This is a genomic window from Amycolatopsis sp. NPDC114505, assembly GCF_055633615.1.
The window spans coordinates 260,323-283,611 of record NZ_JBVKDV010000003.1; the positions used below are offsets into that span (position 1 = coordinate 260,323).

Consider the following 23,289-nt stretch of genomic DNA (forward strand, 5'->3'; position numbering starts at 1 on the left):
GGGAGGGGCGGTCATCGAAGAGCTGTACCGGACGGTACTGGCGAGGGCGGCGTACCAGGACGCGTTCTTCGCGTGGCCACAGCGGGAGCGGGAGCGGTACGTCTCGCTGATGCGGGTGGCGGATCCGTTGTGGGCGCCCGGGTTCCTGCACTGGCTGCGCGTCGCGACCCCGATGCGCTACCCGGCACTGGTCGGCGCGGCGGCGTTCGTGGCGGGAAGGCTGGAGCGGGGCGAGCACGGGGTGTCGCGGCAGGTGATCACGTCGGTGCTGCGCCGCGCCGACGACCCGGGGCACCTGCTGGCGTACTGGGCGGAAGCGTACGGGCCGTCGTTGCCGAAGCCGGTGAAGCGAGGGGTGGCGGACGCGGTGACGCGCTTGTACGACGAGCCGTCACTGCTGGCGTACGACGACGGAGGTCACCACTTCGAGCTGGGCTTCGTCCGCCGCGACCTGCCTCGGCATGGAGGGATCGGTACACCTCGGCCCGTCCGGTTCGGTGAGGTGATCAGGGTGGTCCACCCGCGTGCTCGCGATGGTGTGCAGGGTGATTTGTTTCGGTATGCGCTGGCGCGGCGGCATGGGAAGGTCCGTACGGTCCCGGCGACGTTGCCGCTGGTGCGGAGTTGGGCCGGGCTGGAGCCGCAGACCCTCGGCGCGGGGGACTTGCGGGGCGCGGGGGTTGCGGTGCCGGCCGTGGGAGGCGCCGGTGCGGCGGTCGCGGCGCGACCGATGGATGTGGCCCTGGCCGAGCGCGAGCGCCCGGCTGCCGATGCGGCTTCGCCGGGCCAGAGGGCTGCTGCCGAAGCGGCGGCCGCCGCTTCGGCGCTCGCCGACGCAGCGGTGCTGGCCGACTCCGCGGTGCTTGCCGATCCTGCGGTGCTCGCCGAGTCTGCGGTGGTTGTGGATCCGGCGGTGCCTGCGGACGCTGCGGTGCTTGCGAATCCTGCGGTGGTTGCCGATCGAGCGGTGCTTGCGGACCCTGTGGTGCTTGCTGATCCTGCGGCGCTTCCGGACTCTGCGGCGATTGCCGATCCTGCGGTGCTTGCCCACCCTCCGGTGCTTGCGGACTCTGCAGTACCCGCCCACCCTGCGTCACTCGCCGGGCCGATGCACCTCATCGCCGCACTGCGGCACGACACCGGCCACCCACCTCCCGGCCGGCTACTCGCCCGACTCCGCCGAGCCGGGACCGAAAACCACGCCCAAACCCTCCTCGCCACCCTCCCCATCCCCGACCTGGTGGCCGCGCCGGACAGTCTCGCCCGCCTCGAACCGCTCATCCCGCACCTGCCCCTCGCCACGCTGCTCGCCCACCTGCGCCGGTTGGACGCCGCCGGGATCGGGTTCGAAATCGCCATGGCCGTCGCCGCACGGATCTCCGACCCTGCCGAGGTCCGCGCTTCCGGGCTGGGGCCGCTGCGGTTCGCCGCGGCCTGGGGCGCCGTCGACAGCCGGCGGTGGGAACCCGCCCTGGCCGCCGGAGCCCGGCACAGCCTCGGTGCCGTTCCGCGCCTGCCCGGGCGCACCCTCGTCCTCGTCGAACCGCGCAGCGATACCCGGATCGTCTTCGGGCTCGCCCTCGCTCAGCGGTGCGAGGCCGCCGACCTCGCTGTCCTCGGCGGTGGGTGCTTCCCGCTCGATCCCGACGAATCACCGCTGCACGCCCTGATCCGCTGGCACTCCACCGACCTCCGCGGCGCGCCCGCCGTCCCCGCCGGGCACGATCGCGTCGTCCTCGTCACCGAGCAGTTCATCGAGGAGCCGGGCGTCCCCGCCGGGGTCCCGCTCTACGTCTGGGAGACCCGGCGGCACAGCGGGCACGAACACGAGCCGGAGTTCGCCGTCGGCTCGCGGCGCGGGTTCTTCCGCGGGCTCGGCGACGCTTCCTTCCGGATCATCCCCTGGTGGGAGGAGTTCGTCGCCGACGACAGAATCCAAAGCTGAATTCGTACCCGAAGACGAACTAGGCTGACGGTGTCGCGCCTAGCTTCGGGAGGTGCTCGTTTCGGTGAACCTGCGCCCGCACGCCAGCCTCGGCCGCGTCCTCGACGACCTGGGCGGCACCCTCCTGGACCTCGTCCTCGGGGACGCCGACCGCCCCGGTGGCATCGGTGGCGTCGCCATCCACGACCCCCTCGACGAGCCCGCCCTGCCCCAGCACGCCCTGATGCTGGGCGTCGGCCTCGCCGAACCCGACGAAGTGGTGCGCCAGCTGAGGACCCTGGCCCGCCACGACGCGGCCGGACTCGTGCTGCGCGCGCCCGTCACGGTCACCGCGGCGATCACCGCCGCCGTCGAGGAGACCGGCGTCGCGCTGCTGAGCCTGGCCCGCGGCGCGTCCTGGGCCCAGCTCGCCGCGATGCTGCGGTCGCTGCTGGCCGAGGGCGACGTCGGCGACGCCGAACCCGAGACCCTGGCCGGGCTGCCGTCGGGTGACCTGTTCGCCGTGGCCAACGCGATCGGGGCCCTCATCGACGCCCCGGTCACCATCGAGGACCGCCGTTCGCGCGTGCTCGCGTTTTCGGGACACCAGGACGAAGCCGACCCGTCGCGCGTCGAGACCATCCTCGGCCGGCAGGTGCCCGAGCGGTTCTCCCGGATGCTGGCCGACCGCGGCGTGTTCCGCGAGCTCTACCGCAGCGACCAGCCGGTGTACGTCGACCGGCCACCGGAAAGCCCCGACGGCTTCAAGATCCCGCGCGTGGCCGTCGCGGTACGGGCCGGCGACGAGATCCTCGGCTCGATCTGGGCCGCGGTGCGCGAGCCGCTGACGCCCGACCGCACGCAGGCCCTCTGCGACGCCGCCCGCCTGGTGGCGCTGCACCTGCTGCGCGTCCGGGCGGGCGCCGACGTCGAACGCCGGCTGCGCGCGGACCTGGTGAGCACGGCGCTCGAAGGCGGGGCCGCGGCGCGGGAGGCACTGAGCCGGCTGGGGCTGGCGGACCAGCCGGTCGTCGTGCTGGCGCTGGCGGTGCTCGAGCACGGTGCCGAAGACGCCGAAATCGCCACGGAGCGGCAGCGCCTGGCCGACGGACTGGCGATGCACCTGAGCGCGGTCCACCCGCGCTGCGCGGCGGCGCTGGTGGGGGACACCGCGTACGGGCTGGTGCCGGTGACCCGCGACGCCGACGGCGAACGCCGCGCCCTGCGCATCGCGAAGGACTTCCTGGACCGGGTGGGCGACCGCGTCCGCGCGGTGGTCGGGATCGGGCCGGTGGCGCGCAGCGCGGCCGAGCTGCCGGAAGCCCGCGACAGCGCCGACCGGGCGTTGCGGGTGCTGCGCTCGGGCAGCGGCCCGGGGCGCCGGGTCGCGTCCCTGGCCGACGTCCACGTCGAGGCGTTGCTACTGGAGCTCCAGGACCTGGTCGCCGCCCGCGGCGACCGCCCGACCGGCCCGGTCGCGCGCCTGCTGGACTACGACGAGCAGCACCACGCCCACCTGGTCGAGACGCTGCGGGCCTGGCTCGACGCCTTCGGCGACGTCATCGCCGCCTCGGCCGCGGTCCACGTACACCCCAACACGTTCCGGTACCGCCTCCGCCGCCTCGCCGACGTCGGCGGCTTCGACATGACGGACCCGGAAGCCCGGTTCGCGGCGATGCTCCAGCTCCGGGTGGTGGCCCCGCCCGCCTCCTGACCGTGCGCCAACGGGCATCACATGTGATCCGACAGGACACACGCGTGATCCCACGGGCATCACACGTGATCCGGGGGGCATCAGCGCGATGCCCGCTCAATCACGCGTGATGCCTGCCCGGACACGCGTGATGCCCCTTCGGTCACGCGGAAGGCCCGGCGTCCGAAATGTCGGTGATTAACTACCGACTTCTGGCCTGCACATGGTCAGTTACCTACTTTCGACCGGTGTGCGACCCCTTCGGGGCATGTGAACCTGCACGGACTTCACGTCAGGTGATCAAACTTCCACGGAGGTGTACCGGGTGTCACGCAAACGGGTCATCGCAGGGGCGGCGGCGGTGAGCGCGGCCGTCGTCGCGGTGTCGCTGCTCACGACCGGCTCGCCGGCCTACGCGACCATCGCGCAGCCGTCGATGCACGCGCTGAACTCCCTCGCGATGCCGTTCGGCAGCGTCGTGCGGTCGCAGCAGGAGATCGGCGGCGTGCCCGTGTTCGGCGGCCAGCTGATCCAGGTCCGCGACAAGGCCGGCGCGGTCCTCGCGACCCACGGCCGCACCACGAAGAAGACGGCGGGCGCGTTCCCGGCCGCCGCGACGGGTGCCGCCGACGCCGCCATCGCGGACGTCGCGAAGCGCACCGGCCTCGCCGCGAACACGCTGACGGCCGACGCGCCCCGCGCGTACTGGTACGACGCCACCCTCGGCGGCGCGAAGGGCGACGGCGTCGCGGTGCCGACCTACCAGGTCACCGTGCACGGCAAGAAGCTGAACGACAAGTGGACCGAGGTCGTCAAGGCCGGCACGGCGGACGTCCTGACGTCCTGGTCGGAGGTCCGCGAGGCCAACCGCGACGTCTGCGACGCCGACCACAAGGTCGTCAGCGGCAGCACCGCATCCGTCCGCTGCGGCACCGCCTTCGACGTCACCCGCAAGGAAGGCGGCGCGGAGTCGAGCGTCGCCGACGTCAACAACGTCTACACGTTCTTCGGCCAGGCCTCGGACTTCTATCAGAAGTACGTCAACGTCGACCTCTCGAGCCTCATCGGCGCCGACTACTCCGACGGCACCGGCAAGGCGCTGCGCGGCACCGTCCGGATCTGCGTCGACGGCGAGTGCCCGTTCGCGAACGCCTTCTGGGACGGCGAGCAGATGGCCTTCGGCGAGGGCGTCACCACCGACGACATCACCGGCCACGAACTCACCCACGGCGTCACCCAGCACACGTCCGGGCTGAGCGGCGGCCAGGCCGACTCGATCAACGAAGGCCTGTCGGACGTCTTCGGCAAGTTCATCGGCATCACCTCGAACGACCCCAACGACACCGGCGACAACCGCTGGCTGCTCGGCGCGGGCTCGTCGCTCGGCGCGATCCGCAACATGAAGGACCCGCGTTCGTCGCTGTCCCCGCAGCCGGACATGGTCAACGGCCCGGGCTGGCAGACGAACAACCCGGACGAGCACATCAACGACGGCGTCGTCAACAAGGCCGACTACCTGATCACCGACGGCGACACGTTCAACAACCAGACCGTGCGCGGGATCGGCCTCGAGAAGTCCGTCCAGGTCTGGTGGGGCGTCGAGAACACGCTCACCCAGAGCGCGACGTTCAAGGACGTCGGCGAGGCCCTCAACTCCTCGTGCGCGGCGCTCGCCAAGGCGGGCACCGCGGGCATCACCACCGACGACTGCACCCAGGTCGCCAACGCGGTGAAGGCCACGCAGCTGGACCAGGACCCGAGCTGATCCAACCCGCACGTCGAAGGCCGCTCCGGGAAACCGGGGCGGCCTTCGGCGTCGCGTAAACCGGTTGGCGGCCCGGGAAACCGACGTTATGCTGTGCGCCAGTCCAAGATCGAGGGGAGCCGGCCGTGCGCATCGCCGTCGCTCTCCGTCCTCGGTCCGAGGTGATCCTCGTGTCTTCGCGCTTCCGGTGTCCGCCGCGCGGCTGACACCGCTCCCGTGACGCGTTTCGTCGCGGCGAATTGCGCTGCCTTGACCGGATCGTCCACAAAGGACCGCGCCATGCGCACCCACGACCTGACCACCGTCCGCAACCTGGGCATCCTCGCCCACGTCGACGCGGGCAAGACCACCGTCACCGAACGGATCCTCCACCTGACCGGAGCCACCCACAAAACCGGCGAAGTCCACGACGGCACCACCGTCACCGACTTCGACCCGCAGGAACGCGACCGCGGCATCACCATCTTCGCCGCGGCCGTCACCTGTGCGTGGCGGGGCCACCGGCTCACCCTCATCGACACGCCCGGCCACGTCGACTTCACCGCCGAGGTCGAGCGGTCGCTACGGGTGCTCGACGGCGCGGTCGCCGTGTTCGACGCCGTCGCGGGCGTCGAGCCGCAGAGCGAAACCGTCTGGCGCCAGGCCGATCGCCACGGCGTGCCGCGCATCGCCTTCGTCAACAAGATGGACCGCGCGGGCGCCGATCTCGACGCGGCCGTCGAGTCGATCCGGGCGCGGCTGCACCCGGCGCCGCTGGTCGTGCAGCTGCCGATCGGGCGCGAGGACGGCTTAACCGGCGTCGTCGACCTGCTGCGCCTGCCGGCGGACGCTTCGGCCGAGGCGCGACGACGTCGTCGCGTGCTGGAGGAGGCCGTCGCCGAGCTGCACCCGCTGGCACTGGACGAGTTCTGCGCCGCCGGGACCGTCTCGGCGGAGACGCTGGAGAAGGCCCTGCGGGAGCTGACGCTCAGCGGCGACGGGCTCGTCGTGCTGTGCGGCGCGGCCTACCGCGACCGCGGGATCGAGCCGCTGCTCGACGCCGTCGTGGCCTACCTGCCGTCGCCGGCGGACGTCCCGCCGGTGCGCGCCGACCGGCCCGCCGACCCGGCGGCGCCGCTGGCCGCGCTGGTGTTCAAGGTCGTCGCGACGGCCACGGGACGGCTGACCTACCTGCGGGTGTACTCGGGAACGCTGCGGAAAGGAGACCAGGTAAGGGACTCGGGACGCACCGAGCGGATCGCGCGCGTCCTGCGCGTGCAGGCCGACCGTCAGGCGCAAGTGGACAGTGCGGTGGCCGGGGACATCGTGGCGGTGGCCGGGCCGAAGGCGACGCGCGTCGGCGCCACGCTCTGCGCGCCGGACGCCCCGGTGCTGCTGGAGCCGCCGCCGACGGCGGACCCGGTGGTCTCGGTGGCCGTCGAGGCCCGCCGGGCGGGCGACGGCGAGCGGCTGACGTCGGCGTTGGCGCGGCTGGCCGAGGAGGACCCGTCGCTGGTCGTTCGGGTCGATCCGGAGACCGGGCAGACGGTGCTGTCCGGCCTCGGTGAGCTGCACCTGGAGGTGGCGGTGGAGAAGCTGCGGCGCGACCGCGGGCTCGACGTCGCGGTCGGCCGGCCTTCGGTGGCCCACCGCGAGACCGTGGTCCGCGGGGTGTCCGGGCTGCTCTACCGGCACGTCAAGCAGGACGGCGGGGCGGGCCAGTTCGCCCACGTGGTCCTCGACGTCGCGCCGGCGGCCGAGGGGTTCGAGTTCGCCTCGGCGATCGTGGGCGGCCGGGTGCCGCGCGAGTACGTCCGCGCGGTCGAGGCCGGCTGCCGGGACGCGCTGGCCGACGGACCGCTCGGCGGGCACCCGGTGACAGGCCTGCGGGTGGTGCTGACCGACGGGGCGACGCACCCGAAGGACTCGTCCGACCTGGCGTTCCGGACGGCGGGACGGCTCGGCCTGCGGGAGGCGTTGCGCTCGTCGGTGCTGCGGCTGCTCGAGCCGGTCGCCGAGGTGACGGTGTCGGTTCCGGCCGACGCGGTCGGCGGCGTGCTCGGTGACCTGGCGGCGCGACGCGGCCGGGTGGCCGGCTCGGAGGTCCGCGGCGGCACGGCGTCGGTGACGGCGACGGTCCCGGTGGCGGAGCTGTTCGGCTACGCGACCCGCCTGCGCGGCCGCACCCAGGGCCGCGGCACGTTCACCGCCAGGCCCGCCGGTTACGCCCCGGTGCCGTAAGCGGTCGTGAGTGAGAAACAGTGTTCTAACCCTGTTTCTCACTCACGACCCGCCGCGGCAGACCTAGTTCCGGGGGAGGGACTTCACGGCGGCGAGGAGCGCGTCGACGTCGGCTTCCGTGGTGTACGGCGCGATGCCCGCCCGGACCGCGCCCGTGTCGCCGAGGCCGAGGTGGCGCGAGCACTCGATCGCGTAGAAGCTCCCCGCCGGCGCGTTGACCCCCTGCGTCCCGAGGTGCTCGTACACCGCCTGCGACGCGACCCCGCCGACCGAGAACAGCACCGTCGGCGTCCGGTGCCGCGAGGGGTCGCCGTACCGGGTCACCCCGGGGATCTCCGCGAGCCCCGCGTCGAGCCGGGCGAGCAGCGCGTCTTCGTGCTCGGAAAGCGCCGTCAGCGAAGCGACGAGACGCGCGCGGCGGAAACCGTCACCCGGGACGAGCGTCGCCAGGAAGTCGATCGCCGCGGTCGTGCCGGCCAGGAGCTCGTACGGCAATGTCCCCAGCTCGAACCGCTCCGGGACCGCGTCCGTCGACGGCAGCAGCTTGTCCGGGTGCAGCGTCTCCAGCAGCGCGGGTGCCGCCACGACCAGGCCGAGGTGCGGGCCGAGGAACTTGTACGGCGAGCAGGCGTAGAAGTCGGCTCCCAGTGCCGTGACGTCGACCGGCGCGTGCGGGGTCAGGTGGACGCCGTCCACGTACAGCAGCGCGCCCGCGTCGTGCACCGCCGCCGCGATCGCCGGGATGTCCGGCCGGGTGCCGAGGAGGTTCGACGCCGCCGTGACCGCCACCAGCCGCGTCCGCGAGGACAGCAGCTCGGTGACGGCGGACGGCGGCAGCAACCCGGTCTCGGGGTCGAAGTCCGCCCAGCGCACGGTCGCGCCCGCGGCCGCCGCGGCCTGGACCCACGGCCGGATGTTCGCGTCGTGGTCGAGGCGGGTGACGACGACCTCGTCGCCCGGGCCCCAGGTCTTCGCGAGCGTGCGGGAGAAGTCGTAGGTCAGCTGTGTCATGCTGCGCCCGAACACGACCCCGGCCGGGTCCGCCGCGAGCAGGTCGGCGACGGCCCGGCGCGCCTCGGCGACCACCGTGCTCGCCCGGCATTCGGCGGCCGTGACGACGCCGCGGTTGGAGATCCCGGAGCACAGCGTCCCGGCCACCGCCTCCCCGACGACGTCGGGCACCTGCGAGCCGCCCGGCCCGTCGAAGTGCGCGGCCGCGAGGGCGGGGAAGTGCTTGCGGATCGTCTGCACGTCGTAGCTCATGACGCCAGCGTGCCAGGAGTTCAGGCTCTCCGGACGGGGGTGGCCGCCGTGACGGGTAACTGCGGCGGTGCGGCCACCGGCCGCCGGACCGGAGCCGGGGTCTTCAGGTGACGCCGCAGCCGTTGCGTCGGCTTCTCGACGTACTCCCAGGACAGCCGGCCGACGACGTAGGAGGCCGGCACGGCCAGCAGCATCAGCAGCCACACCTGCCGCACGCCGGCGAGGATGAGCAGCTGCTGGATCGGGAAGCCCCAGATGTAGGTGCCGTAGCTCCCGTAGACGTGCGGCCCGCCCGCCTCCAGCCGCTTGGGCCAGTGCATCGCGAGCGTGATCGCGCCGTAGGACGCGCTGACCGCCAGCAGGTACCGGCCGGCCGGGGTCTGGCTCAGCGCCAGGTAGGCGGCGAACAGCACCACCGCCACCCACGGCCGGAGCGGGATCTTGTCCCGGTAGGCGTGCAGCACCATCCCGAGCACGAACGGCACCAGGAACGACACCGTCGACCCGAGCGGGACGAGCAGCAGCGAGCCGCCCGTGCTGTGCTGCTCGAACGTCGCCTGCAACACGCTGTCGGCGTAGACCATGCCGCCGAGGGCGAGGACGACGACCCAGCGCCCCGCGCCGGCCAGCACGACCAGGCCGGCGACGAGGACCAGGCCGTAGCCCAGCAGCTCCATCGGCAGCGTCCAGATCGCGCCGTTCACCGACCACGGGTACGGGTTGTCGGTGAACACGCCGGGCAGCAGGTGCTGCAGGTAGAACAGCACGGTCGTGCCGACCAGGTAGCGCCACGTCTGCAGGTTCGTCCAGTAGTCGGACGCCGTCGTCACCAGCGGGCCGATGACGAACACGGTCACCAGCACCACGACGAGCAGCGGCGGCATGATCCGCAGCAGGCGCCGCGCGGAGAACCGCCACCACGACGGGTCGCGCGCCCAGCTGTCCTGGATCTGGTAGCCGCTCATCGCGAAGAACGCCATCAGCGCGATGTAGCCCGGCGACATGTGCCAGGACGCGGGGAAGACCGTCAGCCGCTGCGGGTGCAGCAGCGGCATGCTGTGGTCGACGATGACGGTGATCGCGCCGATCATCCTCAGCCACGCGAAGCCGATGTTGGGATTGGCGTGAATTTTTGACGGGATCGGCACGGATCGCGATGTTAGCCCATCCGGCTCCCGCACCTGACCCGAACGGCGGAAATGCGGCTGCGCCTCAGGTCAGCGGCCGCGGTTGCGGGCGTGGTCGCGGGCCTGCCGCTCGTTGCCGTGCTTGTAGTTGCCGGTCGCGCGGGCCATCAGCAGCTGCTGGTCGTCACCGCGGTCGGCCGCGGCCAGGAAGCGCGCGGCGGCGGACCCGCGCAGCGTCCCGGCCGGACGGCCGTGGTGCGTGATCGTCACGGTGCCGTGTTCGTCGATGCGGTAGGTGAAGCCGGTCGGTGTCCCCATCCGCCCAGGCTGGCACGGCGGGCAAGCGGATTTCCGGAAGGGAGTCCGGGGGATTCCCGGATGGCGCTCCCGGGTGGACACGACAGAATGCGGAAGATGATCCGAGGGGGACGACAGGTGCGGGCCAAGCTGGGGAACGCGTACGTGCTGCTGGGCGCCCAGGTGCTCGTGCTGGTGGTGCTGCTCGTGTCGTACAACGACGGCAGGCTGCGGTTCCCCGCCTACCGCGTCGACCTGGACGTCTACCGGCTCGGCTCGGCGGCGCTGCTGCACGGCGACGCGCTGTACGGCACGCTGCCGCCCACCGGCGACGGCCAGCTCCTGCTGTTCACCTACCCGCCGTTCGCGGCGATCGTGCTGGCCCCGCTGGCGGTGCTGCCGTACTGGGCCGCCTGCCTCGTGGTCACCGTGGGCACGCTCGGGCTGCTCGCGGTGGTGCTGGTCACGGTGCTGCGGGCGCTGGGGGCGCGCAGCGACTGGCGTCGCGTCGGGGCGCTGCTGCTGGCCGCCGAGGTGCTCGAGCCGGTCCTGCGCACGGTGTACGCGGGCCAGCTCGACCTGCTGCTGCTCGCCCTCGTCGTGCTGGACGTCCTGGTCGACACGCCGCGGTGGCCGCGTGGCCTGCTGATCGGCCTCGCCGCCGCGATCAAGCTGACCCCGGCGATCTTCCTGCTGTACTTCCTGCTCCGCCGGGACACCCGCGCGGCCGTGACCGGCGTCGTCACGTTCCTCGCCGCGACGGCGCTGGGGTTCCTGCTCGCCGGGGCGGACTCGGTGCGGTACTGGACCAGCGCGCTCTGGGACACCGGCCGCGTCGGCGAGCCGACCTACGCCGGCGACCAGTCGCTGCTGGGGCTGCTCGCCCGGACCGGGGTGCCGGCGGACGCGCGGACCGCGTGGTGGCTGCCGCTGGTCGCCGTCGTGCTCGTGCTGACCGCGCTGGGGGTGCGGCGCGCGCTGGCGGCGGGGGAGAAGACCGTCGCGCTCGGCGTGAACGCCGTCGGCGGGCTGCTCGTCTCGCCGATCTCGTGGACGCACCACTGGGTCTGGATCGTGGTCGTGCTGCTCGGCTGGGCCGAGCTGGCGCGCCGCACCCGGCGACGCGGGTTCGCCGCGGTGGCCGGGGTGGGCGCGGTGCTGTTCGTCACCGGTCCGCAGTGGTGGTGGCCGCGCGGCGGCGAGGTGGAGCGCGACTGGACGTTCCTCCAGCAGCTGACCGGCAACGGCTATGTCCTCTTCGGACTCGCGGTGCTGGTCACCGCGGCGCTCGTCCGGTTCCCGCGGGCGGCGGACGACCTCAGCGGCGTCGTTCCGGCCGGCGCCACAGCCAGCCCGCTCCGAGGATGAGCATCGCCGTGCCGAACGCCAGCGCCAGGCAGATCCCGCCGGTGTTCAGCGGCAGCGCGTCCATCACCGCCTGGGGCAAGGGCAGCAGCCCGGCGAGGCCGACCACGGCGTAACAAGCCCCGGCGATGACGAGGAACCGGGCGGCCGCCCGCGAGGAGCGGGTGCAGAACACCGCGGCGGCGCCGGTCAGCAGGTGCACCAGCGTCCACGCCCCCGACACCGCGAAGACCCCGAACAGGGTCCGCGCGGACCCTTCGCCGACCGTGACCCCCGGAATCAGCTCGAGCGCGCCCAGCACCAGGAACAACAGGCCGATCAGCATGCCCATGCCCTGCACGGGAGCGGGGCCCGGCTTCGGCGCCCGGGCCTCGGGCTCGGTGGTCGTCATGCTTCCCGGATTCCCCGCGCGAGCTCTTTTAATGCACCGGTTGAGGGGTAACCGGGCAGAAATCGGACCGAGGAGCGAAACGATGACCGAGTACCGCCACACCGCGACCGCCGACGTCAACGCCGACGAGCTGTTCGCCTTCCTGAGCCACCCCGAGAACCTGCCGCGGTACTTCCCGGAGATGAAGGTCGCCGAGCCGAAGGGCGGGGACAGCGTGCACGTCGAGGCCGAGGTCCACGGCAAGCGGGTCGCCGGCGAGGCGTGGCTGCACACCGACGCGGCGAACCGCTCGCTGTCGTGGGGCGCGGAAGGTCCCGACGACTACCACGGCGAGCTGCGGATCGCCGAGGACGGCCCGGCGTCGTCGGAGATCACCGTGACGCTGCACAGCGTCCGCCAGGCCGGCGGTGGCGAGGTCCAGCAGGGCCTCGAACGCACGGTGGCCGCGATGACCCACGCGGCATCGGCCGACGCCGACGTCGAAGCCGCCGAGGGCCAGGGCGGCTGGACCTCCTACGACGCCAAGAGGGACTCGTCGAGCTGAGGCGGGAACGGCCCGTAGGCGTTGCTCCGCGCGCCACGGGTCCGGAGCGCGGGAACGGCGAACAGGAGCCTGAGCAGCGCCGGGGGTGCGGTGCCGCGGCCGCGTGCCCGCGCGGCGGCGGCCCGCTTCTCGACCCGCACCTGGTCGGCCTGGACGCGTTCGATCGCGCGGATGCGGTCGGCCTGGACGCGGGCGAGGACGTCCGGCCCGGCCTCGCCGGCGCGCAACGCCGGGATCAGGCGGTTCGCCGCCGCGACGGCGTCCTGGACCGCCATGAGGATCCCGTTGCCGCCGGTCGGGGAGATGACGTGCGCCGCGTCGCCGAGCAGGAGCAGGCCCGGGCGGTGCCAGCGCTCGACGCGGGAGATGTCCACCGACAGCAGCGTGGTCTGCGAGAAGTCGGTGAGCAGGGGGGCGCGGTCGGCCAGCCACGGCACGCGCTCGCGCAGGAACGCGCGGATCGGCTCGACACCGCCTTCGCACAGCGCCGGGTAGGCGCCCTTTTCGATGCTGTAGCCCACCTGCCAGTCGCGGACGCCGCCGAGGACGCCGACGTAGGCGTCGCGCCCGAAGTAGAGGTCGAGGTCGGCGTCGGGCGGGTCGCCGGGGGAGCGGGGCAGCCGGAACCAGAGCAGGTCGGTGGTGGCGCCGAGCGGCCGCGCGTCGAGGCCCGCGAGCCGCCGCACGGTGGAGAACCGCCCGTCGGCGCCGACGACCAGGGACGTCGCGAGCTCGCCGCCGCGGTACCGGACGCCGGTCACCTCGCCGTCCGCTTCGAGCAGGCCGGTCACCTTGGCGTTCGTCCGGAGCGTGAACGCCGGCAGCTCGGCCGCGCGCTCGGCGAGGAAGTCGAGGAACCGCACCTGCGGCATCAGCGCGACGTAGCCGAACGGCGTGTCCAGCCGGTCGTAGTCGGCGCAGCTGTAGACGCCCGACGGGGTGTGGAAGCGGAACGACCGCGCCTTGAAGTGGTCGAGCTCCAGGAGGTCGCCGGCCAGGCCGAGCCGGTCGAGGAGCTCGAGGGTGTAGGGGTGCAGCGAGTCGCCGCGGAAGTCGCGGTCGAAGTCGGAGCGCGCTTCGAGCACCGTGACCTCGATCCCGGCGCGGGCGAGCAGGTAGCCGAGCAGCAGCCCGCCGGGGCCGCCGCCGGCGATCGCGACGCTCACACTGTGTCCGAGGGGGTCCCAGTGTCCACTGTGGACAATCGGAACACCGCCATCCCGGGCACGTGCTCGAGGATCTGGGCGACACTCGCGTCCTGCGGGACCGGGAAGGCCTTGACCGCCCACGGCACCGACATCGCGGCCAGGTACGTCGCGACGACTCCGGCGGCTTCCTCGCCGTCGACGGTGTCGGCGCGGCAGTCCTGCCGTTCGCCGGCCGCGAGCAGCGCGCACTCCGGCGCGTCCAGGAGGTTCGCGACCCAGTCGCGGTCGCGCACGGGCGAGACGAGGTAGCGCCCGCCGTCCCGTGCGACGACGGCCAGCGGCACCCGCCGCGGCTCGCCGGTGCTGCGCCCGCGGGTCTCGACGACGCGCAGCGCGTACCCGCCCTCGGGCGGCGCCTCGCCGGGCGCGTCGATCAGCTTGGCGGTCATTTCGGCGTTCATCGCTCGGACGTCCACCCGGTTCACGGTAGCAAAACTCGCTAGATTGTCTAGCTACCATAGAATGACCAGGTGGAAGACAGCGTCGCGTTCCGGGTGAACCTCGCCCTGCGGGACCTGCTGGCGCTCGCCCACGACGTCCAGCTGTCCCTGGCCCGCCGGCTGGGCCTCGGCGCGACCGACGTGCAGGCCCTGCAGCACCTGGCCGCGGGCACCCCGATGGGCACGGTCGACCTGGCGCACGCCCTGAAGATCCGCTCCGCGTCGGCGACCGTCCTGGTCGACCGCCTGGAGGCCGCGGGCCACGTCCGCCGCGACCGCCACCCCAGCGACGGACGGCGGATCACGCTGGTCATCGCGGACGCCGCCCGCACCGAGGTCCGGGCGGCGCTGGCCCCGCTGGTCGACGCGGTGACCCGGCTGACGGCGGAGCTGGCGCCCGGCGAGGCCGAGGTGGTGGCGAAGTTCCTCGGCGACACCACGGAAGTGTTGCGAGCGTACGCGGACGAGTCGCCGTAGCCCCTCAGACGGCGCGCCGGTGGTAGACGGCGAGGCCGCGCCGAGATTGAGCGAGCGGAGCCGCCCGGGCCGGGTTAGCGTTCCGGCCATGCGAGACGAGCCCGCGCTCTGGCTGTTCGCCGACCAGCTCGGGCCGCACTTCCACAGCACCCCCGAACACCGCGGTCGCGACGTGCTGCTGATCCGGTCGGCCGCGGCGTTCGCCGCCAAGCCGTTCCACCGGCAGAAGCTGCACCTGGTCCAGGCCGCGCTGTACCGGCTCGCCGCCGACCTCGGCGACCGCGTCACCCTGCTCGACGCCCCGGACTACCGCACCGGCCTGCGCCGCTTCGGGCGGCCGGTGGTCGTGCACGAGCCGACGTCGCACGCGGCCGACGCCTTCGTCCGGCGGCTGCGCGACGAAGGCGTCGTCACGGAGATCCTGCCGACGCCCGGCTTCGTGCTGTCCAAAGAGGACTTCAAGTCCTGGGCCGACGGGCGCGGGCGGTTCGTCATGGAGGACTTCTACCGCGACCAGCGCCGCCGGTTCGGCGTGCTGCTCGAACCGGACGGCGGGCCCGAGGGCGGGCACTGGAACTACGACCACGACAACCGCCAGCCGCCGCCGAAGACCACCCGGCTCGACGTGCCCGCGCCCTGGCACCCGCGGGAGAACGAGATCGACGACCGCGTCCGGGCGGAGCTCGACGAAGCCGAACGCGCCGGGAAGATCCGGCCGGTCGGCGTCGACGGCCCGCGCCGGTTCGCCGTCGGGCACGACGAGGCGGGCCGCGCCCTGCGCCGGTTCCTCGAGCACCGCTTGCCCGTCTTCGGCCCGAACCAGGACGCGATGCTCACCCACGACTGGGCGATGGCGCACGCGCTGCTCTCGGTGCCGCTCAACCTCGGCCTGCTCGACCCGCTCGACGTCGTGCGGCGGGCCGAAGAGCGCTACCGGGCCGGTGACGCGCCGTTGAGCAGCGTCGAAGGGTTCGTCCGGCAGGTGCTGGGCTGGCGCGAGTGGGTGTGGCACCTGTACTGGCACCAAGGACCGGATTACTTGCGGCGCAACGCTTTGCAGGCGCACCGCGAGCTGCCGGAGTGGTGGCGTTCGCTGGACGCGGACGCCGTCGAGGCCGCCTGCCTGCGCACCGCGCTCACCGGCGTGCGCGACCGCGGCTACGCCCACCACATCGAGCGCCTGATGGTGCTCGGCAACCACGCGCTGCAGCGCGGGTACGACCCGGCCGAGCTGAACCGCTGGTTCGCCACCGCCTTCGTCGACGGGTTCCCGTGGGTGATGCCGGCGAACGTGATCGGCATGAGCCAGTACGCCGACGGCGGCATCGTCGGGACGAAGCCGTACGCCGCCGGCGGGGCCTACATCAGCCGGATGAGTGATCACTGCCCCGGTTGTGTTTTCGACCCGAAAAAGCGGACCGGGCCGGACGCGTGCCCGTTCACGGCCGGTTATTGGGCGTTCCTCGACCGCAACGCGGGCCGGCTGCGGGACAACCACCGGATGCGGCAGCCGTTGCGGGGCCTGGAAAAGCTCGCGGACCGTGACGAGGTTGTCGCCCGGGAGGCTGACCGTCGCCACTTCTGATTTCAAGCCAGTTGTTCACACTATTGTGTAACTAGCCGGGCGGGCTCCGCTCTTTTACGGTGATTGCCTCCCTTTCCCCGGCGAAGGCGATCCTCCGTGCCCGACGCAGACCAGCGCGCTGGCGTGCTGTCCAAACGCGCTTTGGTGACCGCGTCGCACGCGGTCGAACGCGCCGCGCTCGCCGACGGGACGGGTGCCGACACCGTCGTGTTCGCGCTGTTCCAGCGGTTGCCGTACTTCGAACGCGAACGCGACATGTACGCGCGGATCGCGCGGAAGGCGGCGGTCACGGTCGTCGGGATGGTCGACTCCGGCCGGCCCGACCTCCCGCACGGCGTCACGCCGGTGCTGCTGCGGCCCGACGAGCCGATGGCGCGGGAGTGGTCGGTCGCCGTGCTGTCGCCGACGTTCGGGGCCTCGGTCGTCGCGCAGGACCTGGACGAGGTCGACCCGCAGGCGACGTCGGTCGAGCGGGCGCGGCTGTTCCGCGGCCGCTGGGGGCTGCGCCGCGACGAGGCGTACGCGGAGGTCGTCCGGCTCCGCGACGCGATGGGCGACCGGCTGCCCCCGGCCGTGCGGCGGCGGGTCGGCGAGGTCCTGGAGTCGGTGGAGGCACCGGCGGCGGTCGACGTCGAGAGCCGGGCGGAGGCGGCCCTGCGGCACGTGGCGTCCCGGCTGGACGAGGCCCGCGCGTCGGCGCCGGCGGTCCCCGGCCCGGCCGTCGACCCGAACACGGGGCTCGAAACCCTGGCGGGCCTGACCCGGTGGCTCGGCGACGCGACCGACACGGTGCCGCTCGGGCTGGTGCTGGTCGCGGTCGACGATCTCGCCGCGGTCGAGCGGCGCCACGGCACCCGCGTCCGGATGCACACGGAGCAGAACATCGCCGACCTGCTGCGCGGGGGACTGCGCCCGCTCGACCGCGCGGTGCGGCTCGGGCCGGGGGAGTTCCTGGTGATCCAGCCGGCGGTGCCGGCGGCGGAGCTGACGTCCCGCAGCCGGAACCTGGAGCGCAGGCTGGCGGCGCTGCACGCGACGTACCCGTTCGTGGACCTGCACCCGCGGACGACGACGTTGCTGACCCGCCGGCGTCCGCTGCCGCTGCCGAAGCTCCGGGCTCAGCTGAGGGAGGTCCCGGCGATGACGCTGTGGCCGCCGAGCCAGGGGTCGTTGCCGATCCCGCCGGAGCCGCAGGGCCTGGCGATGCGCTCGGGAGCGGGCACCTGGTTCCGGTGACCTCGTACTCCGTATAACGACCTATACGGCCGGCGACGGTCCACGCTCGATCGCCGACACCCGCGCGCGAAGAGTCCGCTGACCACGCCGAGCACCCGGGTGCGTACCAGCCACGCCAGCCCGATCAGGCCGAACGCCCTCGCGGCCGCCTGGGCGTACGGCGAGCGATCGAAGCCGGGTCTGCGATCATGGCCGCGTGAAGCCCCGCCGCTGGAACCCGGACACCGTCGCGCCGCCGCTCGGGCGGTACAGCCACCTCGCCGAGGTGCCCGCCGGGCACCGGCTCGTCTTCCTGGCCGGGCAGCTCGGCGTGGCGCCCGACGGCACGCTCGCCGACGGTCCCGAAGCGCAGGGGCGGCAGATCTTCGCCAACCTCGAAGCGCTGCTCACGGCCGAGGGGGCCGGGCCGGAGCACCTCGTCAAGCTGCTGACGTTCGTCGCGGGCACCGAGCACCTCGCCGGCTACCGCGCCGCGCAGGCCGACGTGTTCGCCAAGTGGTTCCCGGACGGCGACTTCCCCGCGCAGACCCTCGCGGTCGTGGCGGCGCTGGCCGGCCCGGACTACGCCGTGGAGGTCGAAGCGGTCGCCGCCGTGCCCGGCTAGGCGAAGATCGCCAGCGCCAGGCCCGTGCCGACGATCAGCACGCACGCCGCGACCGTCGTGCGCCGGTAGTGGAGGATCAGCGCCGCGAACTCGCGCAGCAGCGCGCTCGGCAGGAAGTACCGCGCCGTCGGGGCCCCCGTCGCGTCGAACGGCAGGCCCAGGCGGCGGCACTCCACCGCCGTGCGGAACACGTGGTAGTTGCTGGTCACCGCCAGCACGCGGGGCGGCCGCACGCCGCCGGGCAGCAGCTCCGCCGAGAACGCCAGGTTCTCCTCGGTCGTCGTCGCGCGGTCTTCACGGCGGATCCGCTCGGCCGGGATTCCCCGCCCCTGCAGGTATTCGTGCATCGCCGCGGCTTCGGTCGTCGTCTCGCCGGGACCCCGGCCGCCCGACACCACCAGCAGCGGGGGAGCCGCTTCGCGTTCGTACAGCCGGATCGCGCGGTCGAGCCGGGCGGCCAGCAACGGCGTCACGCGGTTCTCGGCCAGCCCGCAGCCGAGGACGATGATCGCGTCGAAGCCCGTGCGCCGCCGCAGCCTGCCGTACAGGATCGAATACCCGAGCAGTGACGCGAACAGGAACCCGAAGTAGCACGCGAGCACCGCGGCCGTCGCCACCAGGGCCGAGCCCCACCGGCCGAGCGGCACGAAGAACAGCCCTTCGAGCGCCAGCATGCCGACGCCGAGCAGGAACGAGAGCAGGTTCGCGAGACTCCGGCCTTCACGCCGGACCATCCCGACGCCGTTGACGATCAGGGCCACCGGCAGCACCAGCGCGACGACCGCCACCAGCACGCCGACGACCGGGACGAGCCATTCCAGGTGCAGCGCCGCGCGCAACAGCCACAGCCCGGCCAGCAGGAGCGCGAGACCCAGCCAGACGGCGTTGCCGAGGCGACGCGGTTCGCGCACCAGCCGCACCGCGAACACCAGCAGGGCGGCCGCGGCGCCGCCGAGCAGCACGGCTTCGGTGACGTTCACCCTGCCTCCTCCCTCCCCCGGAGAGGCCAAGGTAGAGCACGCGGACCCGGTGTACGTCCACCGGGTCCGCGTCCACTGTGGAGCCGTCAGGCCTTGTGCTGCATGCTCGACCGCGCCGGGTTGCCCTGGTCCGCGGCCTTCGGGTCCTTCTCGTCGGCCTTGGCGCGCACGCCCGACTCGATCCGGTCGCCCAGGTCCTTGTCGACGTTGCGCCAGTAGTCGAAAGCCCGCAGCAGCACCGGTTCCGAGACGCCGTTGAGCAGGTGCCCGACGACGTTGTCGACGAGCCTGCCGCGCTGGTCGTCGTCGAGGACCTCGCGGACCATCGTCCCGGCCTGGCCCCAGTCGTCGTCGTCCTCGCGCAGCGTGTACGCCGTGCGGACCATGTCGCCGTCGGTGTGCCAGCCCGAAGGCTGCCCGTACTTCGCGACGTCCGCCTGCGGGCCGCCCTTGGAGTTCGGCGCGTACACCGGGTCCGACACCTTCGTGTACCGCATCGCGCCGTCCTTGCTGTAGCTGTGGACGGGGGAGACGGGCGCGTTGACCGGCAGCTGCTTGTAGTTCGCGCCGATCCGGTAGCGGTGCGCGTCCGGGTAGGAGAACAGCCGGCCGAGCAGCATCTTGTCCGGGCTCGCGCCGATCCCGGGCACCAGGTTGCTCGGCTCGAACGCCGCCTGCTCGATCTCGGTGTGGTGGTCGGTCGGGTTGCGGTCGAGCGTCATCCGGCCGACGTCGATCAGCGGGTAGTCGCCGTGCGGCCACACCTTCGTGAGGTCGAAGGGGTTGAAGCGGTACGTCTTCGCGTCGTCGAAGGGCATGACCTGCACCTTCAGCGTCCAGCTCGGGTGGTCGCCGGCTTCGATCGCCTCGTAGAGGTCGCGCGTGTGGTAGTCGGTGTCGGCCGAGGCCATCTGGTCGGCTTCGTCCTGGGTGAAGGTCTCGACACCCTGGTCGGTCTTGAAGTGGTACTTCACCCAGAAGCGTTCACCCGCGGCGTTGATCCACATGTAGGTGTGCGAGCTGTAGCCGTTCATGTGGCGCCAGGTGCGGGGGATCCCGCGGTCGCCCATCAGCCACGTCACCTGGTGCGCCGACTCCGGCGACAGCGTCCAGAAGTCCCACTGCATGTCGTGGTCGCGCAGGTTGTTGTCCGCGCGGCGCTTCTGCGACCGGATGAAGTGCTGGAACTTCAGCGGATCGCGGATGAAGAAGACCGGGGTGTTGTTCCCGACCATGTCGTAGTTGCCTTCGCTGGTGTAGAACTTCACCGCGAAGCCGCGCGGGTCGCGCCAGGTGTCGGGGCTGCCGCGCTCGCCGGCGACGGTGGAGAACCGGATCAGCAGGTCGGTCTTCGTGCCCGGCTGGAACACGGCGGCCTTGGTGTACGCGCTGACGTCGCCGGTAACTTCGAAGCGCCCGAACGCGCCGCTGCCCTTGGCGTGCGGCTGGCGTTCGGGGACGCGTTCGCGGTTGAACTGCGCCATCTGCTCGATGAGGTAGTTGTCGTGCAGCAGGATCGGGCCGTCGGGACCGACGGTCAGGGAGTGTTCGTCGCTTTCGACAGGGATGCCGGCGTCGGTGGTGGTCGGTTCGGTCACGGTGTTGCCTCTCTCCGGGAAGTGGTGGCGTGGCAGGCGGGGCAGACGCCCCAGAACACCACTTCCGCTTCGTCGATCAGGAAGCCGTGTGCGTCGGCCGGGGTCAGGCACGGGGCCGCGCCGACGGCGCAGTCGACGTCCTCCGTCCGCCCGCAGCGGCGGCACACGACGTGGTGGTGGTTATCCCCGGCGCGCCGTTCGAAACGTGCCGGGTGGCCCGGCAGCTCGATCCGCCGGATCAGGCCGGCCGTGGCGCACGCGCCCAGGACGTCGTAGACCGCCTGGGTGGACACCGATCCCAGCACCGAGCGGACCCCGGTGCCGATTTCGTCCACTGTGGAATGAGGATGCGCGGCCAGCCACGCGAGCACCGCCCGCCGGGGCGCGGTGACGCGCAGGCCGGCGGCCCGCAGCGTGGTGGTCACATCGCTCATGACACCCCACCGTGCGCGCTCTTCTGGATCGGGTCAAGTCCTCGGATGGACGGTTTCAGCGGCCGGAAAACGGGTAGAAGCGTGGCTTTCTGGCATGGTGAAGGGGTGAAACCGGCCTTCGTGCTGCACGAACACTGGCGCCCGCGCCACCACTTCGACCTCCGGCTCGAGGAGGACGGCGTGCTGCGGTCGTGGGCGGTGCCGCGCGGCCTCCCGCCGGACGCGAAGGGCAACCGGCTCGCGGTCGCCGTGCCCGACCACGCGCTGGACCACCTCGCCTACGAGGACGAGACGAAGAAGGTCGCCGACACCGGCTGGTGGGAGGAGCACGACCGGACGGACAAGCGGATCCTGTTCACCCTGCACGGGCGGAAGGAGTCGGTCCGGTACGCGCTGATCCGCACCGACCGCGACTGGCTCCTGCACCGCACGCGCGAACAGCCGGGTGACGCAGGTCAGGCCGTCCGGAGCTGACCGCCGGCCCGCATCGCCCGGTGGGCCCAGTGGCCGAGCACGGCGAGCAGCGCGATCTCCAGGACCATCATCAGGCGTTCCACCAGGCCGGTCGCCACGGTCGGGAGGTGGCCGCCGAGGACGACGTTCACCGCGAACGGCACGATGAACGGCAGGTAGAACGGGATCGCCGCCAGCGCCAGCCGTCGCGACCAGGTCGCGAAGCGGCGCCAGCGCGGGTCGTCGCGGTGGCGGCGGCCCAGCGACCAGCCGACGACCGGCAGGCTGAGGCACGTCACGGCCGAGGCGTACAGGTGGATCTTGCCGGTGGCCGTGATGGCGCCGCCCTGCGGATCCTTCGCGAAGACGGCGACCGCGAGCAGGCTGAGGCACCACAGCGCCTTCGCCGCCACCAGCGCCGGGTTGGCCAGCAGGCCGCGGCGGTAGAGCGCGACCAGCAGCAGCGCCGAGCCCGTGCTGGTGAGCAGCAGCGCGGCGTCCCACATCCAGCGGCCGGGGCTCAGCGCGTAGTCGCTGAGCATCGAGCTGACCGGGTCGAGCGGGGCGAGCCGCCGGTCCAGGTGCAGCACGACGAGCAGGCCCATCGCGAGGGCGAGCGTGGCCAGCGCACCCGGCACGAGCAGCCGGGCGGGGAGTGAGGGGCGGACCGGCGAAGACAACAGCATGTAAGGGGACACTCCCGGACGGCTCGGCTGGTTCAGGCGCAAGCCGGGGACGCTACCCGTGACCGTTTCGTGATCATCGCGGGACACGCCCGAGATGTGACGCAGGACACCGCCGGGGTCAGTGGTCGCCGTCCTGGGGGATCTCCGCGGAATCCGTGAGCCGCAGCTTGCGCCGCGCCCGCTGGTAGAACGTCGTCATCCCGAGCCGGACGACCCGCGCCGCGCTGGGCCGGGCGTGCAGGTCGAGGCGGTCGCCGGGGGAGACGTACCCCTGGACCTGGCCGTCGACCTCCACCGCCAGCCGGCCGCTGGTCGGCAGCAGCTCCAGCGTCACCTCGTCGTGCACCGACAGCACGATGCCCCGGCTGTACGCGGAGTGCGGCGCCGCGGGCGTGACCAGCAGCGCCTCCACCGACGGGCTGGTGATCGGGCCGCCGGCCGAGAAGCTGTACGCCGTCGAGCCCGTCGGGGTGGCGACGACGACCGCGTCCGCCGAGTAGCTGACGAACTGCTGGCCGCCGACGCGGACGGCGACCACCGCGCTGCCGTCGCCCGGCACGCGCACCACCGCGATGTCGTTGAACGCCGTGATCCGGCGTCCGTCCAGCACGGCGTCCACGGCCAGCCGCGGCTCCACCGTGAACTGGTGGTCGTCGATGGCCGAGAGCGCGCCGGGCAGGTCGGGGACGTCGACCTCGGCGAGGAAGCCCAGCTTGCCGAGGTTCACCCCGAGCACCGGCGCGCGCTGCCCGTCGGCCAGGCGCATGGCCCGCAGCATCGTGCCGTCCCCGCCCAGGCTGACCACCAGGTCGGACCGGCGGCCGAGCTCCTCGGGCGTCACCCCGATCGCCGCGCAGTTCAGGCGGACGATCTCGTCGGCGATGCCGAGGATCTCGATGTTGCGGTTGCCGGCCCAGCCGAGCACGGCCTCGACGGCGGCCGCCGAGTCGCGGCGGGGGTGCAGCACGAGTCCCGCGGAGTGCATGTCAGCGGTCCCGG

22 protein-coding genes are annotated in these 23,289 nt (G+C 72.8%); 11 read left to right on the forward strand and 11 right to left on the reverse strand.

Going from position 1 to position 23,289, the window contains the following annotated elements; genetic code table 11:
- The first annotated feature begins 172 nt into the window (after positions 1-172).
- From ACZ7OU_RS30510 to fusA, 4 genes are all read left to right on the forward strand, one after another.
- Complete coding sequence (locus tag ACZ7OU_RS30510) at positions 173-1,945, forward strand: hypothetical protein (RefSeq protein WP_470257846.1); 1,773 nt, start codon at positions 173-175, stop codon at positions 1,943-1,945.
- A gap of 52 nt (positions 1,946-1,997) precedes the next feature.
- Positions 1,998-3,638, forward strand: a complete 1,641-nt coding sequence (locus ACZ7OU_RS30515) for a PucR family transcriptional regulator (protein ID WP_470257847.1) — start codon at positions 1,998-2,000, stop codon at positions 3,636-3,638.
- A gap of 304 nt (positions 3,639-3,942) precedes the next feature.
- Positions 3,943-5,382, forward strand: a complete 1,440-nt coding sequence (locus tag ACZ7OU_RS30520) for a M4 family metallopeptidase (protein WP_470257848.1) — start codon at positions 3,943-3,945, stop codon at positions 5,380-5,382.
- Positions 5,383-5,661: 279 nt separating this feature from the next.
- The gene (fusA, locus tag ACZ7OU_RS30525) at positions 5,662-7,602 is read left to right on the forward strand and encodes an elongation factor G (RefSeq protein WP_470257849.1); all 1,941 of its coding nucleotides are present in this window, start codon (positions 5,662-5,664) and stop codon (positions 7,600-7,602) included.
- Between the two features lie 63 nt (positions 7,603-7,665).
- On the opposite strand, the gene ACZ7OU_RS30530 is transcribed toward fusA, so the two are convergent.
- From ACZ7OU_RS30530 to ACZ7OU_RS30540, 3 genes are all read right to left on the reverse strand, one after another.
- Entirely contained in the window at positions 7,666-8,865 is a 1,200-nt protein-coding gene (locus ACZ7OU_RS30530) for a cysteine desulfurase-like protein (protein ID WP_470257850.1), read from the reverse strand.
- Positions 8,866-8,885: 20 nt separating this feature from the next.
- The gene (locus ACZ7OU_RS30535; RefSeq protein WP_470257851.1) at positions 8,886-10,013 is read right to left on the reverse strand and encodes an acyltransferase family protein; all 1,128 of its coding nucleotides are present in this window, start codon (positions 10,011-10,013) and stop codon (positions 8,886-8,888) included.
- A 69-nt stretch (positions 10,014-10,082) separates the two neighbouring features.
- Positions 10,083-10,310 (reverse strand): hypothetical protein, encoded by a 228-nt coding sequence (locus ACZ7OU_RS30540; RefSeq protein ID WP_470243885.1) that lies wholly within the window; start codon positions 10,308-10,310, stop codon positions 10,083-10,085.
- Positions 10,311-10,406: 96 nt separating this feature from the next.
- Here ACZ7OU_RS30540 and ACZ7OU_RS30545 point away from each other — a divergent pair, with 96 nt between their 5' ends.
- Positions 10,407-11,657, forward strand: a complete 1,251-nt coding sequence (locus ACZ7OU_RS30545) for a glycosyltransferase 87 family protein (RefSeq protein WP_470257852.1) — start codon at positions 10,407-10,409, stop codon at positions 11,655-11,657.
- Here the strand turns inward: ACZ7OU_RS30545 and ACZ7OU_RS30550 are convergent.
- On the reverse strand, positions 11,608-12,045 hold the full coding sequence (locus ACZ7OU_RS30550; RefSeq protein WP_470257853.1) for a DUF4383 domain-containing protein: 438 nt from the start codon (positions 12,043-12,045) through the stop codon (positions 11,608-11,610). The genes ACZ7OU_RS30545 and ACZ7OU_RS30550 overlap by 50 nt on opposite strands.
- Before the next feature lie 82 nt (positions 12,046-12,127).
- Here ACZ7OU_RS30550 and ACZ7OU_RS30555 point away from each other — a divergent pair, with 82 nt between their 5' ends.
- Positions 12,128-12,589 (forward strand): SRPBCC family protein, encoded by a 462-nt coding sequence (locus ACZ7OU_RS30555; RefSeq protein ID WP_470257854.1) that lies wholly within the window; start codon positions 12,128-12,130, stop codon positions 12,587-12,589.
- Here the strand turns inward: ACZ7OU_RS30555 and ACZ7OU_RS30560 are convergent.
- Together ACZ7OU_RS30560 and ACZ7OU_RS30565 are read right to left on the reverse strand one after the other, a co-directional pair.
- On the reverse strand, positions 12,559-13,755 hold the full coding sequence (locus ACZ7OU_RS30560; protein ID WP_470257855.1) for an FAD-dependent oxidoreductase: 1,197 nt from the start codon (positions 13,753-13,755) through the stop codon (positions 12,559-12,561). The two genes, ACZ7OU_RS30555 and ACZ7OU_RS30560, sit on opposite strands and share 31 nt — an antisense overlap.
- Positions 13,752-14,213 carry a nitroreductase family deazaflavin-dependent oxidoreductase gene (locus ACZ7OU_RS30565; RefSeq protein WP_470257856.1) on the reverse strand — a complete coding sequence of 154 codons (462 nt, stop codon included), beginning with the start codon at positions 14,211-14,213 and terminating at the stop codon, positions 13,752-13,754. The genes ACZ7OU_RS30560 and ACZ7OU_RS30565 overlap by 4 nt, the downstream gene beginning before the upstream one ends.
- A gap of 54 nt (positions 14,214-14,267) precedes the next feature.
- Here ACZ7OU_RS30565 and ACZ7OU_RS30570 point away from each other — a divergent pair, with 54 nt between their 5' ends.
- From ACZ7OU_RS30570 to ACZ7OU_RS30585, 4 genes are all read left to right on the forward strand, one after another.
- Positions 14,268-14,714, forward strand: a complete 447-nt coding sequence (locus tag ACZ7OU_RS30570; protein ID WP_470243891.1) for a MarR family winged helix-turn-helix transcriptional regulator — start codon at positions 14,268-14,270, stop codon at positions 14,712-14,714.
- A gap of 88 nt (positions 14,715-14,802) precedes the next feature.
- The gene (locus ACZ7OU_RS30575; protein ID WP_470257857.1) at positions 14,803-16,299 is read left to right on the forward strand and encodes a cryptochrome/photolyase family protein; all 1,497 of its coding nucleotides are present in this window, start codon (positions 14,803-14,805) and stop codon (positions 16,297-16,299) included.
- A gap of 96 nt (positions 16,300-16,395) precedes the next feature.
- Positions 16,396-17,535 (forward strand): DICT sensory domain-containing protein, encoded by a 1,140-nt coding sequence (locus tag ACZ7OU_RS30580; protein WP_470243893.1) that lies wholly within the window; start codon positions 16,396-16,398, stop codon positions 17,533-17,535.
- A 196-nt stretch (positions 17,536-17,731) separates the two neighbouring features.
- Positions 17,732-18,139: a RidA family protein gene (locus ACZ7OU_RS30585; RefSeq protein ID WP_470257858.1), complete on the forward strand. Its 408-nt coding sequence runs from the start codon at positions 17,732-17,734 to the stop codon at positions 18,137-18,139.
- On the opposite strand, the gene ACZ7OU_RS30590 is transcribed toward ACZ7OU_RS30585, so the two are convergent.
- The 3 genes from ACZ7OU_RS30590 to ACZ7OU_RS30600 all read right to left on the reverse strand — a co-directional run bounded on the left by ACZ7OU_RS30590 (position 18,136) and on the right by ACZ7OU_RS30600 (position 21,151).
- The gene (locus ACZ7OU_RS30590; RefSeq protein ID WP_470257859.1) at positions 18,136-19,119 is read right to left on the reverse strand and encodes a YdcF family protein; all 984 of its coding nucleotides are present in this window, start codon (positions 19,117-19,119) and stop codon (positions 18,136-18,138) included. The two genes, ACZ7OU_RS30585 and ACZ7OU_RS30590, sit on opposite strands and share 4 nt — an antisense overlap.
- 86 nt (positions 19,120-19,205) lie before the next feature.
- Positions 19,206-20,717, reverse strand: coding sequence for a catalase (locus ACZ7OU_RS30595; RefSeq protein ID WP_470243896.1), 1,512 nt, complete (start codon positions 20,715-20,717; stop codon positions 19,206-19,208).
- Positions 20,714-21,151 carry a Fur family transcriptional regulator gene (locus ACZ7OU_RS30600; protein WP_470257860.1) on the reverse strand — a complete coding sequence of 146 codons (438 nt, stop codon included), beginning with the start codon at positions 21,149-21,151 and terminating at the stop codon, positions 20,714-20,716. Before ACZ7OU_RS30600 ends, ACZ7OU_RS30595 begins: the two co-directional genes overlap by 4 nt.
- Positions 21,152-21,256: 105 nt before the next feature.
- Here ACZ7OU_RS30600 and ACZ7OU_RS30605 point away from each other — a divergent pair, with 105 nt between their 5' ends.
- Positions 21,257-21,625 (forward strand): DNA polymerase ligase N-terminal domain-containing protein, encoded by a 369-nt coding sequence (locus tag ACZ7OU_RS30605; RefSeq protein WP_470257861.1) that lies wholly within the window; start codon positions 21,257-21,259, stop codon positions 21,623-21,625.
- On the opposite strand, the gene ACZ7OU_RS30610 is transcribed toward ACZ7OU_RS30605, so the two are convergent.
- Together ACZ7OU_RS30610 and ACZ7OU_RS30615 are read right to left on the reverse strand one after the other, a co-directional pair.
- Entirely contained in the window at positions 21,607-22,290 is a 684-nt protein-coding gene (locus ACZ7OU_RS30610) for a DUF998 domain-containing protein (protein ID WP_470257862.1), read from the reverse strand. The genes ACZ7OU_RS30605 and ACZ7OU_RS30610 overlap by 19 nt on opposite strands.
- 118 nt (positions 22,291-22,408) lie before the next feature.
- The gene (locus ACZ7OU_RS30615) at positions 22,409-23,275 is read right to left on the reverse strand and encodes an NAD(+)/NADH kinase (protein WP_470257863.1); all 867 of its coding nucleotides are present in this window, start codon (positions 23,273-23,275) and stop codon (positions 22,409-22,411) included.
- Between the last annotated feature and the right edge of the window lie 14 nt (positions 23,276-23,289).